13 protein-coding genes are annotated in these 11,965 nt (G+C 50.3%); 12 read left to right on the top strand and 1 reads right to left on the bottom strand.

Going from position 1 to position 11,965, the window contains the following annotated elements:
- Positions 1-79 precede the first annotated feature (79 nt).
- From QWI17_RS20520 to QWI17_RS20480, 9 genes are all read left to right on the top strand, one after another.
- Positions 80-382 (top strand): hypothetical protein, encoded by a 303-nt coding sequence (locus tag QWI17_RS20520; protein WP_302724393.1) that lies wholly within the window; start codon positions 80-82, stop codon positions 380-382.
- Between the two features lie 118 nt (positions 383-500).
- On the top strand, positions 501-857 hold the full coding sequence (locus QWI17_RS20515; RefSeq protein WP_302724392.1) for a DCC1-like thiol-disulfide oxidoreductase family protein: 357 nt from the start codon (positions 501-503) through the stop codon (positions 855-857).
- Positions 858-1,026: 169 nt separating this feature from the next.
- Positions 1,027-1,218 carry a DUF3185 family protein gene (locus QWI17_RS20510; RefSeq protein ID WP_302724391.1) on the top strand — a complete coding sequence of 64 codons (192 nt, stop codon included), beginning with the start codon at positions 1,027-1,029 and terminating at the stop codon, positions 1,216-1,218.
- Positions 1,219-1,843: 625 nt separating this feature from the next.
- Positions 1,844-2,239: a GntR family transcriptional regulator gene (locus QWI17_RS20505; RefSeq protein ID WP_302724390.1), complete on the top strand. Its 396-nt coding sequence runs from the start codon at positions 1,844-1,846 to the stop codon at positions 2,237-2,239.
- 4 nt (positions 2,240-2,243) lie between these two features.
- Positions 2,244-3,152 carry an ABC transporter ATP-binding protein gene (locus QWI17_RS20500; RefSeq protein ID WP_302724389.1) on the top strand — a complete coding sequence of 303 codons (909 nt, stop codon included), beginning with the start codon at positions 2,244-2,246 and terminating at the stop codon, positions 3,150-3,152.
- The gene (locus tag QWI17_RS20495) at positions 3,149-3,835 is read left to right on the top strand and encodes a hypothetical protein (protein WP_302724388.1); all 687 of its coding nucleotides are present in this window, start codon (positions 3,149-3,151) and stop codon (positions 3,833-3,835) included. Before QWI17_RS20500 ends, QWI17_RS20495 begins: the two co-directional genes overlap by 4 nt.
- A 23-nt stretch (positions 3,836-3,858) precedes the next feature.
- Complete coding sequence (locus QWI17_RS20490; protein ID WP_302724387.1) at positions 3,859-5,109, top strand: acyltransferase family protein; 1,251 nt, start codon at positions 3,859-3,861, stop codon at positions 5,107-5,109.
- 59 nt (positions 5,110-5,168) lie between these two features.
- Positions 5,169-5,822 carry a hypothetical protein gene (locus QWI17_RS20485; protein ID WP_302724386.1) on the top strand — a complete coding sequence of 218 codons (654 nt, stop codon included), beginning with the start codon at positions 5,169-5,171 and terminating at the stop codon, positions 5,820-5,822.
- Positions 5,823-5,978: 156 nt separating this feature from the next.
- Positions 5,979-6,815: a hypothetical protein gene (locus QWI17_RS20480; protein ID WP_302724385.1), complete on the top strand. Its 837-nt coding sequence runs from the start codon at positions 5,979-5,981 to the stop codon at positions 6,813-6,815.
- A 20-nt stretch (positions 6,816-6,835) separates the two neighbouring features.
- On the opposite strand, the gene QWI17_RS20475 is transcribed toward QWI17_RS20480, so the two are convergent.
- Positions 6,836-8,065 carry a glucuronyl esterase domain-containing protein gene (locus QWI17_RS20475; RefSeq protein WP_302724384.1) on the bottom strand — a complete coding sequence of 410 codons (1,230 nt, stop codon included), beginning with the start codon at positions 8,063-8,065 and terminating at the stop codon, positions 6,836-6,838.
- Positions 8,066-8,198: 133 nt separating this feature from the next.
- Between QWI17_RS20475 and QWI17_RS20470 the strand changes: the two genes are divergently transcribed.
- The 3 genes from QWI17_RS20470 to QWI17_RS20460 all read left to right on the top strand — a co-directional run bounded on the left by QWI17_RS20470 (position 8,199) and on the right by QWI17_RS20460 (position 11,963).
- Positions 8,199-10,883, top strand: coding sequence for a bifunctional acetate--CoA ligase family protein/GNAT family N-acetyltransferase (locus tag QWI17_RS20470; RefSeq protein WP_302724383.1), 2,685 nt, complete (start codon positions 8,199-8,201; stop codon positions 10,881-10,883).
- 93 nt (positions 10,884-10,976) lie between these two features.
- Entirely contained in the window at positions 10,977-11,474 is a 498-nt protein-coding gene (locus QWI17_RS20465; RefSeq protein ID WP_302724382.1) for a GNAT family N-acetyltransferase, read from the top strand.
- Positions 11,475-11,531: 57 nt separating this feature from the next.
- Positions 11,532-11,963, top strand: a complete 432-nt coding sequence (locus QWI17_RS20460; RefSeq protein ID WP_302724381.1) for a VOC family protein — start codon at positions 11,532-11,534, stop codon at positions 11,961-11,963.
- Positions 11,964-11,965 lie beyond the last annotated feature (2 nt).

The following is an 11,965-nucleotide window of genomic DNA, read 5'->3' as shown; positions in this document are numbered from 1 at the left end:
ATAGCGTTTTCACTTGGGCAGATTGTTATCAAGCATAAAACCGTACTCACCATTACGGCAAGTCCAATATAAAAGTATTATGAAAACCATACTTACACTTTTATTGTTATCCATTTTTCATCTGGCGGACGCGAAAAAAGTTGATCCCCCTCAGGTTGGAATTGAGTTGGCTATCGAAATGGCCAAAAACTATGTGAGGCGGGAGTCAATTCAAGCGAACGAAGACTATACAATCGTGAAAGTTGAATTTATCAATATGTACAATGAGTATGAATTGACATATTGGCGTATAAGGTGGGAAAGAATTCCGGCAGTCAAAGGTGGTTGGTTTGAAGTCAGAGTATTTCAAAACTCTGACATAGAAGTAAAATATGGAGAGTGAATTCAGGGCGGATTTTGGTCAATTGCCCCTGACTTGGCAGGCGGACTAGTCGGCGGGTGTCACATGGCCACATTTCAATTATTTAGCCTTACACGGCCCATCGCGAAGGAGCAGCTGAATGAGTCATGAGGAAGTGCTACTTGTTTATGGTCGCGAGTGTCCGACGTGTAACGCCTATTGCCAGATAGTTCGAATACGCGAAACTGTCGGTGATTTACGTATTGTGGACGCGCGGGAAAGCAGTGAGGTATTGAACGAAATAACTTCACAAGGCCTGAATATAGATCAGGGGATGGTGCTAAAAATGCGGGGGAAGCTTTACTATGGTTCCGATGCGATACATGCATTGGCTTTGATTGGTAGCCGATCCGGAGTTTTCAATCGCATAAACTACTGGATGTTCAGGTCTAAAACAGTATCGAGTATACTTTATCCAGCCTTAGATTCTGCCGAAACTTACTGCTTAAAATTTTAGGCACTTCTAAGATCAACAACCTAGGTATCGAGAACAGTGAAAAACTCTAGCTTTGGCTTGCTAATCTAGCCTGCCGGAGCGACACTCTGTTCTCTGTTGAATCCAAAGTGCTCCTGACTCTGAGAGTATCACCTACATTACTAAAATCATCTATTGTTGAGGAATTGCCATGAACAAGAAAATAATTGGCGTTGTGCTTGTTATCATCGGCGTTGCCTTGGCTGTCTGGGGTTATAACATTTATGATTCCGCAGGCTCGCAAATCGGTAGAGCATTCAGTGGTTACACTCCCCTTGAGGCTTGGGGAGGAATGGTGGGTGGTGCTATTTGTATTGTATTGGGTGTGTTCAAAATTAAATAGTTTCGGTATGCGAATCTTGAATTGTGATTCTTTTGGCTAGTGGCTAATGAAAAAGAAGATATAGACTACTGCTACTACTGTGTGTAATTGGGAACACCCAGTTGCGAGGTGAATAAAGAGAAAAATATAGCCTGTGTTATGGTTTTGTAAGTGGCCTGCCAGTAGTGAAAAAATCGTAATGCGTAATAATAAACAATAAGACATTGTTTTTATACGCAGAAATCATGCTTTTAGCCCTGCGTGATTATCTCGACAGCGGAGCTATTCTGAACAGCCAGCCGTTGGGTTGTCTGTTTAATCGATAACAGCCCTGATGGTCGCCTACATCGTTTCGCTCTCCAAACGCATGGAAGATCAGTTGAGCATTTGGCTCTCGGCAGACTGACTCTAATTACCTATGAGGGAAGATGTCGCAGAACGCAGAACGAAAAGATAGTACAAAAAGGCGGGCAACGGTTTACGGCGAGGTAAACGGGAAAGAAACAACAAAGTAAACAAAGCTTGCATATTTGGGGGCGCCGTGCAGCGTCCACTGTCCACCACCCCTTTCAAAAATCCCCTTTACACCAATTCACACCTGTGTATATACTGTGCATATAGAATATATACAGTATACATAGGTGTTATGGCTCTAGACACATTCCAGTTATCCCAGGCCGACAGTCGTCCGATGTACGTCCAGATTATGGATCACATCAAGCAGTTGGTAATTGAAGGCACCTGGCCTGCGGGGCACGGCCTGCCGTCTATCCGTGAATTGGCGGTGTCAGTACAGGTGAGCGTAATCACGGTAAAGCGCGCTTATCAAGAGTTAGAAGGCGCGGGCATTATCTATACCCGTCAGGGTATGGGCTCGTTTGTTGCCGAGCAGACAGGGGCGGTCAGTGAATTCAAACTGCGCGAACTGGATGACACCTTGCAACAAGCGGCCGCAACGGCGCGTTTGTTAAAGCTGAGTGATAGTGAGCTCATTGAGCGCCTGACGGCGGTTTTGAATAACAAATCTACAGGGGAAGGCTAATTGTATGGTGGCTGATTCCGATGTGTTGGTGAGTATGCGTGGGGTGTGTAAGCACTACCCACTGTTCACCATGGACAATTTTAATCTCACCCTACCGCGCGGGCAGGTGCTGGGCATGGTCGGGCCCAATGGCGCGGGTAAATCGACGTTGTTGAAGATGATGATGGGCCTGGTCAGTGCCGATGCCGGTGAGATTGCTGTACTGGGTTATAAGGTACCGGAGCAGGAGGTGGTACTTAAGCATTATGCCGCTTACGTGTCGGAGGATATGCGCTTGTTTGCTGATTATTCCATTCGCTGGCATATGGAGTTGGTCGCGCAGTGTTTTACCTCCACCTGGGATGCCAGTTACGCCAAACACATTCTGCACAAATTTGAGCTAAACCCGGAACAAAAAATAGGGCACTTATCCCTAGGCCAGCGGGTAAAGGCTACCTTGCTGCTTGCCATGGCGCGTCGTCCTAAGTTGTTGGTGTTGGATGAGCCCTCCACGGGACTTGATCCCGTGGCGCGCCACGAGCTGACCTCGGAGCTATTCGAATTAATGCTCAATGAAGACAACGGTGTGATTTTCTCGTCTCAGTTTACACAGGATGTTGAGCGACTCTCCGACAACATAGCGTTTATCGATAACGGTGAAATGATCAGTTGTTTAGACAAAGAAACCTATCTGGATCAGTGGCGCCGCATTCAATTAACGGGTGGAGATCGTGCTCAGCTACCCGGAGATCTTTATGTGACGGCCAGCGCTGGCGGTCGTGTAACGGCTATTGACCATGCGTTTAGCGCAAAGCGAACAGCACAACTGAGTGAGGCCGGGTTTGAGGTCGTGCAAACGCAACCACTGACGTTGGAAGAAATATTTATTCAGCAGGTGCTGATGCGTCGTCAAGCGCGGGGAGTGCAGCGATGAGCATTGAATGGTTGTTGATTAAGCGCGATATAGCCAAGCTCAAGTTGCAGATGCTTTGCTACGGCGGTATCACATTGTTTGGTTTGATACTGCTGGGCTATCCGCAGGAGCAAATAGCATTGTTGGGAGGCATTGTTTGTGTATTTTCCATGGTGGCGTTTTACTGCCATCTGGTGTTTAAAAATGTGGTGCTTGAGGCGAAGGAAAATAATCATTTGTTTCTAATGACACTGCCGGTTACCGCTGCGCAGCTGTCGTTGGTCAAAATCATTTCTTCGCTGCTGGCTTATCTCATTGTCTGGTTGCCAGCCTTTGCGTCCCTTTTTGTACTGAATGTTATTTGCGACTACTGGTCGAGCGGTACGCTGGTTTTTCAAGTGCAGGGCTTTGCGCTCTATTTGACGGCCTTTGCCCTGGCGCTATCGGTTGCAATTGTCAGCCGCTCCGAGGGGTGGACTATCTCGGCGTGGGTACTTTCTAATCTGATCGTTGTGGTGTTCTTAAATATTGTTCCTAGCTCTGACTATATGCAAAAGGCTTTCAGTGCCGGCATCGTTGGAGAAATCGGCGTAGTGTGGCCTGAAACCGCGAATGTGGTGATCGCGGTTGAACTGATTTTATTTGCAATTCTAATTGCCATTGCCTTCGTGGCTGCTGTGCGGCAGAAAAATATTACCCGCTAGCGGTGGCTGGCAAGGAGACAGTGATGACAACAAGCAGTGTAAATATTGAGGATGGTAGAGCGGCGGCCCCTAGTGAGCTTTCAAGTGTAGATGCGGCGCCGCTCACTGACGTTCGCTACCATTATCTGGATAACTTGCGCGCAATTGCGCTACTGGCCGGGGTTATTTTTCATGTCGGTGTTGGATATTCGGATATCATGGCTGAGCTTTGGCCCAGTGCCAACTCGGAAACGTCTTTTGCCTTTGATGTTTGGACGTGGTGGATGCATACCTTTCGCATGCCATTGTTCTTTTTGATTGCCGGTTTTTTTGCCTGCTATTTGGTGGCCAAGCGCGGTATTGGTGGCTTCGTGAAAAACCGACTGGTGCGTATAGCGGCGCCCTTTGCGGTGTTTTGGCCGCTGACCATGGCGGCTATTATTGCCAGCTTTTACTATGCAGCCACAGTGCTGGACTCGCCGTCACCCATTATTCAGATGATTAAAGCTTCCTTTGAAAATCCAGAGGCGGCGCAGGGGCAGGAGCAACCGCTGTCCACTACCCATCTTTGGTTTATTTATTATCTGGCTATGTTTTGCTTGGGTAGCGCCGCAATTGTGAAGTTGGTCGGCAAGCGAGAGCGGCTATTCGCCGCGCTGATGGACGGGCGTATGTTGTTTATTGGGCTGCCAGTATTAACCGGTATTGTGCTGATTAGAATCGGTATGCCTCACCCGGCGCCAGAGAGTTTCGTGCCACAACCCTGGGCGCTTGCATTTTACGGTTTGTTCTTTTGGGTAGGCTGGGTATTTTTCTCGAACAGAATACTCATAGACACCATTGCTAAGTTCTGGCCTCACCTGTTAACGGTAGCAACGATATCGAGTATTGTTTTTACGCTTTATTTGCCTGAACCCATCAGCTTGGCCGACGTAATGCAAATGACAGGTGCTCAGCCGTTGAGTGTGTCACAGGTTGTACAGGTGGTGACTACTTCTTTAATGGCCTGGTACTTCACTTTTCTTTTTCTACTATTGGCTTATCGGTTTTTCAATAAGCAAAGCCGGGTTCTGCGTTATGTTTCCGACGGCTCCTATTGGGTGTATATCGTCCATCTGCCGATTGTTTTCCACTTGCAGTTCTTACTGCAAACCAATGACATGCCTATTTTCCTGGAGTTTGTGTTGGAGTCGGTAGCCACGCTCGGGATCGGCTATTTGAGCTACGCCATTTTGGTGCGTCATACCCCCATCGGTTGGTTGTTGAACGGGCGCAAGAAAAAATCGGTCCAGTAGCAGCGTCGCAGTAATCGCACTGCCGTTGTCATTCGTCGACTGAAACCGCAGGTATAACTATGGGAATCTGGCAACTACTCAATGTATCCACGCATATTTTCGCGGGGAGTCTAATTCTTCTGTTAGGTGTGGGTTCGCTTTTAACCGAGAAGGGCAGCAGCAGACACAAGTGGTTTGGCCGTTACTTCTTGTGGGGTTACTCTGTTGTTTTATTCTCAGCCATTATTGGCGTTATGTTTTTCCGCTCGCCGCCTGCTTTGGCCGCCGTCACTTTGGCGGCTACCTACGGTTTTGTGAGCGGGTACCGTAGTTTACGTATGAAACATTATGGCCCCGGCGCACTGGATCAATCGTTTGCGCTCATTGCTTTGGCGTTGTGCGGGTATTTTATGACGGTATTGCACAGCGGGGGCAGCTCATCCTGGCCGCCGGCAATGGGTTACAGCACGATTTCTATTGTTTCTACGTATGCGTTGTATGACGTGTCGCGCGTGCTGTGGCGCAAAAAATGGGTGAAGTCGGTTTGGCCCATTGATCATGGCGTAAAAATGGTCGGTGCCTATTTTGCCGCTGCCTCTGCCGCGTCGGGGAATATTCTGCGAGATTTTCAGCCGTGGAGTCAGGTTATGCCAAGCGTAATCGGCACGGTGATTACACTTTGGTTGGTCTACCGCTATATTGCCAAAAGAAGGGTCATAGCGCGACTTGCTTAGTGCTTATTAGCGCGTAAGGCAAGTCGGTTGCGGCTTATGGTGTTATCCGTAAGCCGCTTTTTTAATTAAGAAGTGTTAGACATGGGTAAAGTCATATTGCTGTCTTGATTGGCGGGTTCTATAGTGACCTAAATAACCCATAAAGCGAGTAGTGCTATGAAACAGACATTTGTGTACGGTTTGCTATTGGCGGTGAGCATGTTGTCAGTGCCGGTGCTCGCCGGTGATATCAAGGCGACTATGAACCTGCAAACCGACGCCCTGATTTCAAACTTTGATAGCAAGCCCGATGTCGATGACCTGCACTCCATTGCAGCGCTCTCGACAATTCTAAGCCAGGAACCGTATGCTTCCATGACGTACCTGGCTGTTGCCGGCGCCTATGGGCAGCAAGACGGCGTGTATATCGAGTCGCCCAAGCTGTTTAATTTGGCGTTCGGGAAGAACTGGGTTGACGCTCATAACGAGCGCGATAAGGCTTTGGATAAAGCCGCGACGCTCGCACACAAGGTGCTAGCTGGCGGTGGCGACCTTTGGCTGCAAGATGCAGGGCAAGCCGATTTTAGCGCCGATTTACTTCGTGCGCTTCGTGCGCGTATGCCAGAGCTCAACACCAAGCGCAGAGTGCATATTGTGCAGCACAGTGTGTGGAATGAGTCGGTCACTCACCCGGATAAGCTCACTTACGCTCGCAATTACTCGGATTATGTAAAAATTGCCGACGGTAATGGCGCGGGCAATGGTACACCAAATTACCGTGTAGACGATGGCCAGCTGTGGGAAACTGTATTGGGCAATCCGAAGGTTGGTGCCGTGTGGCGCGAAGCCAAACGGTTGGCTGATGAATACAACGGCAAAACCGGCTACGACAACACCTCCGTTGGCAATGGCGGTTTTGACTTTTCCGATACTGTCGAGGCGGTATGGATACTGGGCATTGAAAACGTTGACACGGTTGATAATTTCTTCGGGCGCTTCCTTGCGCCTCAATAGCCGTGTGCTCTCAACACGACTTAGCGCAGTTTAGGGGTTGGCCAGGGCATCCAGCGTTCCCGGTCAACGCTAAATTCGCCATCTGTTGTCGTCAGGTTAGTGTCCACGTCTTTATCCAGTAAAAAGCGATCAACAAAGGCATTGATGGCCGGCTTTTGCGAGTCCGGCACCTGACAGTGTTGGTGGCCACCGACTTGTGTGATGCCCATATTTTCTTCTGCGCCCAGTGCAAAGTAGATTTCCCGGGCTGCCAGTGCCGAGGTGTAGGCGCTTTCATTGCCCAGCCATTCCATACCGGTGTTTTCCAATAGCAGTAACCCGCGCGGTGCTACCAGCCCCATCAATTGGTGGTTGTCTACCGGCAGTTTGCTGACGCTCTCTGAGAATTGTGTAAAGTCTTCGCGCAGCCAGGTGTTTTCCGTCACAATTTGTCGCGCTGTTTGTACGTTTTGCCCCGACGCAAGTTGAGCGTCCGATACCCGCCAGGCCGCTGATCCACCCGAGCCGCTTTCCTGAATAATACTCAGTGCTATGCGCTCATCGAATGCCCCGGTTACTAACGCGCCTTTACCATTGCGCGAGCAGCCCGTAACGCCGAGGTGTTGGGTATCTATTCTGTGGCCCTGTGTAAGCTCCAGCGCATCGATTAAACGGCTAACGCCCCAAGCCCATGCCATCGTCGACGCAGCCGAGTGATTTTCACCGTACAGAGCGTAGAACTTGCCCTTGCCCCGGCTATGGCCACCATCTTGTTGGCCCAACTCATTATTGGGGAAATTGATAAGGGCTATTCCGCGATCAAGCAGCGCTTGGTTGTCGAGAAAGGAGCGGCCAATGCCAATCATTGCGGGGTAAGGGGGGTCGCCCGTATTGGGTAATGTAATTTCTGCGGTAAATGCAATGCGCTTGCCGTTATCGATAATTTTTACGGTGACCGACTGGGCATTCACCTCACCGGTGATCTGCTTGGGAGCGGGCTCTTTTTCACCGTAAATCCAGCGTTGTATTTGTTGGGCTGTTTCTTGACGTCGGCAATACCAATCAGATGAACGTATGACTGCGCCGCCGTCCGCGAAAACGAAAGGGTTAGGCAGTGCTTCGGTAGTGCTCAGCTGATCGAAACTTTTGGCTCGAAAGTTATCGCAGGAGGGGGCGGCATGAGTCAAGGTGGGTAAGCTGATGGCACAAAGACCTGCGGCTGAGACTAATAAACGGCGCAATCGTTGATTCCACACTAGGTTACTACGCATTGTAAGGTCCCTTCGTTTATTGTTGTTCAGGTTGTCTGGGTGACTATATCAAACATTGTATTTGCCCAACAAACCTTGGCCAAAATAAGGCGGGCTTTTCGTTGAACGCGTTAAAACGTCATATAATACAAGCATGAGTATAAACGCTATCGACAAACTGTTACGACCCGCCTCTGTGGCTGTGATAGGCGCTTCCAATCGCGCCAATCGACCCGGTAATGCGGTCATGCGCAATTTACTGCAGGCTTCGTTTGCCGGGCCGATTATGCCGGTAAACCCAAAGTACAAAGCCATTAACGGCGTACTGGCTTACGCCACCATTGGCCAATTACCCGTAGTGCCGGATCTGGCGATTATTTGTACCCGCGCTGACAGAGTGCCGGACATTATTGATGAGCTAGGTCAGCTAGGATGCCGCAACGCCATTGTGATTGCCGCAGGGCTCAGTGTGCTCAGAGCAGATGGCACCCAACAAAGTGTACAAGCGCTAATGCTGGAGCGCGCCCGTCACTGGCTAATGCGTATTTTAGGCCCTAACAGTTTGGGTGTTATGGTGCCCGGCATTGGTCTAAACGCCAGCTACGCGCACACCGCAGCTGCGGCGGGCAAGATTGCCTTTGTCAGTCAATCTTCCGCCGTTTGTACCACGATTCTCGATTGGGCGCAGCGAAGAAAAATTGGTTTTTCCCACTTTGTCGCACTAGGGGACGCCTGCGATGTAGATTACGCCGAACTTCTTGATTATCTGGGTCGCGACGCAAAAACGTCGGCCATATTGTTGTACGTAGAAAACATTCGTCGTGGTCGTTTGTTTATGTCCGCGGCTCGGGCGGCCTCAACCAATAAACCTATTCTCGTCATTAAAACCGGTCATTCGCTGGAAAGTTTAGAGTCCACCGCCGATTTAACTCGCGATCAAATCGGCGCCGATGGCGTATACGACGCGGCGTTTAAACGAGCCGGTATGCTGCGGGTGGGGGAGTTGCGCGAGCTTTTCGCCGCCGTGGAAACTCTCGCTCATGGCAAACCCATTCGCGGTGAGCGCTTAACCGTATTAACCAACGGCGTGGGTCCGGCACTCATGGCAGTGGATACGTTGCTCAGTGACGGCGGGCGGTTGGAAACCTTAAACGAATCCACGCTTGAACGCTTGCGCCAGGTGGTGCCATTGGGGGGACACTGCGGTAACCCTGTTAATTTACTGGGTGATGCGCCGCCGGAACTTTACCAAGACGTGTTGGATGTTTTATTAGAGGCGCCGGAGGTGGAAAACATCTTGGTATTGCACTGCCCATCGGCGTTGGTGAGCGGTGAAACCTATGCAGCTAAAGTGATTCAAACCATCAAGCGAAAGACCCGTAAAGTCCCCAATGTGTTGGTGGCTTGGATGGGGGAAAGCGCCGCTGTGGTAGCGCGAGAGCGGTTTTCGCGCGCGGGCATAGCGTCCTTTAGAACACCGGAAGGGGCTGTGGGGGCGTTTATGCATATGGTGCAGTACCGGCGCAACCAAAAGCTGTTGATGGAAGCTCCGGAATCTATCCCCGCCGATGTGCAGCACGATATTGATACCGCGCGCACGCTTATTCAAAGTGCCTATCATGAGGGTTTCAATCAGTTAAGCGCGGAGCAGTCCGTTGCCTTACTCGACGCCTACGGCATTCAAACGGTGCCCACTTCAACGGCGCATCACGTTGATGGCCTGGCCGCACAGGCAGAAATCTTGGGCTTTCCCGTTGCGCTTAAAATCATCTCGCCAGATATTTTGCACAAGTCTGATGTGGGCGGTGTGGTGCTCAACCTGCACTCGGGTGAAGAGGTCGAGCTTACCGCCAGCAACATGCTGGAGCGTGTTTTCGCAACCATTCCCCATGCACATGTCGAGGGGTTTACGTTGCAGCATATGGCGCGTCGGGCCGGGGCTCATGAGTTGCGTATTGCGGTAAAAAATGACCCGGTTTTTGGCCCGGTTATTTTACTGGGCGAAGGCGGTGCCGAGCTGGATACCGAGCGCCACAGTGTGGTGGCTCTGCCGCCTTTAAATATGGCATTGTCACGCTATTTGGTGATTCAGGCGCTGGCGGAAGGTAAAGTGCGGGACACCAACTTACAACAGCCGCTCGATCGACATGCGCTGAGCGTTTTACTGACTCAGGTTAATCAAATTATTATTGACCACCCGGAAATTCACGAGTTGGATATCAACCCGGTATTGGCCTCGGGGAACGAGCTTACGGTGGTGGATATCAGTGTACGTTTGGGCGATCCCAATGAACGTCGGCTGGCCATTCGGCCGTATCCGAAAGAGCTGGAAGAAATCATTACTTTAAAATCGGGGCGCAGGGCTGTGTTGCGACCGATTCGCCCCGAGGATGAAACCACTCACAAAGAGTTTGATAGCAAACTTTCGGCCAGTGACCGCTACAACCGCTATTTTGCCGAATTGCCCAGTCTGGGGCATGAACAATTAGCACGCCAAACGCAAATCGACTACGACCGGGAAATGGCGTTTATCGCCAGCGCACAGAATGAAAAGGGTCAGTTTGAAACCTTGGGTGTGGTGCGAGTGCTAATGGACCCTGACAATACCGAAGGCGAATTTGCCGTCATTGTGCGCTCTGATATAAAAGGGCAAGGCTTAGGTAAAATTTTGTTGCAGAAAATGATTCGATACTGCGCAGACTGTGGCATTGATCGTATAACCGGTGAAACCATGTTGCAGAATAATGGTATGGCGGCGCTGGCGCGCGCTCTTGGTTTCAGCGTCAAACGCGATATGGAAGAAGGGATTATCTTTATGCGGTACGATTTCCCCGATTGAGCCATGCATTTATATTCGCCTGGCGAAGTTAAATGTAACAATTCAGCTTGTCCTTCGTCTGAGAGTATAACCTTTTAATAAATGACGCTCTTTATGACCAAAGCTATTCGGTATCAGCCACTGTCAAGTATTCCCTTGTCGTTTTATATAGAGCTGCATGGCAATCCACAGGTATTGCGGCACCTGCCTTTGGCTCCTGGAGGATTCGACGAACTCGCCTGTCAGAGGTGGCTGGCCGCGAAAGAGCAACTGTGGGTAAGCGCAGGCTATGCTCCTCAGGCTGTTATTGTTGACGGTGAATTCGCGGGCTGGGCCGGGTTGCAACCGGAGTTGGGGGAGGCTGCGCTTGCCATAGTGCTTACGCCCAAACATTGGGGCATCGGTCTTGCAGTGGCCAGACAGCTGCTGGATCGTGCATTTACCGCGCTTAAGTTGTCCTCGGTGTGCGTACTGCTGCCGCCATCGCGTACTCGGGTAGGCGCGCTGCAACGGTTTGGTTTTGAGTTGCTTGGGGATGTAGACTATGATGGAAGCGTCTTTAAGCACTATCGCCTGGCAAGGCAACGCTATTTTCAATTGAACAATAGCTAAAGCATAAATCAGCGTTAAACCCAACAATGACTCAACCTCCGTCCAGCAGGGAATAGCATGAACCAGCCATCAAGTACACGCGTCTTGACGTATCTATTTTTTAACGGGCAATGCGAGCAGGCCATGGCTTTTTATTGCGACAAGCTTGATGCCACAATCAACTTTTCAATGCGTTTTGATCAAAGCCCCGAAGCGATGCCCTCTGGTGTGTTGCAAGAAGGATTTGAGCAAAAGATAATGCATGCCGAATTGCAGATAGGCGCCACCGCCATATTTGCCTCGGACGGTATTGACGACAAAACCACTATGGGCGGCTACTCGCTGGCGCTACGCACAGATTCTGAAACCGATGCGAAACGCTACTTTAGCGCGCTAGCCGAGGGCGGAAAAATTGATATGCCGCTCGCCCCGACCTTTTGGGCATCTCTATATGGCATGGTGACTGATCAGTTCGGTATTGCCTGGATGGTAACGGTGCCGGGGGAGTGAAC

This window comes from Gilvimarinus gilvus (assembly GCF_030518155.1).
Lineage (GTDB): Bacteria > Pseudomonadota > Gammaproteobacteria > Pseudomonadales > Cellvibrionaceae > Gilvimarinus > Gilvimarinus gilvus.
This window is presented reverse-complemented; position numbering and strand designations above follow the sequence as displayed.

What these genes read in the sequence shown, in the direction of transcription:
- QWI17_RS20520 (WP_302724393.1), top strand. Translation starts at nt 80, where the DNA reads ATGAAAACCATACTTACACTTTTATTGTTATCCATTTTTCATCTGGCG.
- QWI17_RS20515 (WP_302724392.1), top strand. Translation starts at nt 501, where the DNA reads ATGAGTCATGAGGAAGTGCTACTTGTTTATGGTCGCGAGTGTCCGACG.
- QWI17_RS20510 (WP_302724391.1), top strand. Translation starts at nt 1,027, where the DNA reads ATGAACAAGAAAATAATTGGCGTTGTGCTTGTTATCATCGGCGTTGCC.
- QWI17_RS20505 (WP_302724390.1), top strand. Translation starts at nt 1,844, where the DNA reads ATGGCTCTAGACACATTCCAGTTATCCCAGGCCGACAGTCGTCCGATG.
- QWI17_RS20500 (WP_302724389.1), top strand. Translation starts at nt 2,244, where the DNA reads ATGGTGGCTGATTCCGATGTGTTGGTGAGTATGCGTGGGGTGTGTAAG.
- QWI17_RS20495 (WP_302724388.1), top strand. Translation starts at nt 3,149, where the DNA reads ATGAGCATTGAATGGTTGTTGATTAAGCGCGATATAGCCAAGCTCAAG.
- QWI17_RS20490 (WP_302724387.1), top strand. Translation starts at nt 3,859, where the DNA reads ATGACAACAAGCAGTGTAAATATTGAGGATGGTAGAGCGGCGGCCCCT.
- QWI17_RS20485 (WP_302724386.1), top strand. Translation starts at nt 5,169, where the DNA reads ATGGGAATCTGGCAACTACTCAATGTATCCACGCATATTTTCGCGGGG.
- QWI17_RS20480 (WP_302724385.1), top strand. Translation starts at nt 5,979, where the DNA reads ATGAAACAGACATTTGTGTACGGTTTGCTATTGGCGGTGAGCATGTTG.
- QWI17_RS20475 (WP_302724384.1), bottom strand. Translation starts at nt 8,065, where the DNA reads ATGCGTAGTAACCTAGTGTGGAATCAACGATTGCGCCGTTTATTAGTC.
- QWI17_RS20470 (WP_302724383.1), top strand. Translation starts at nt 8,199, where the DNA reads ATGAGTATAAACGCTATCGACAAACTGTTACGACCCGCCTCTGTGGCT.
- QWI17_RS20465 (WP_302724382.1), top strand. Translation starts at nt 10,977, where the DNA reads ATGACCAAAGCTATTCGGTATCAGCCACTGTCAAGTATTCCCTTGTCG.
- QWI17_RS20460 (WP_302724381.1), top strand. Translation starts at nt 11,532, where the DNA reads ATGAACCAGCCATCAAGTACACGCGTCTTGACGTATCTATTTTTTAAC.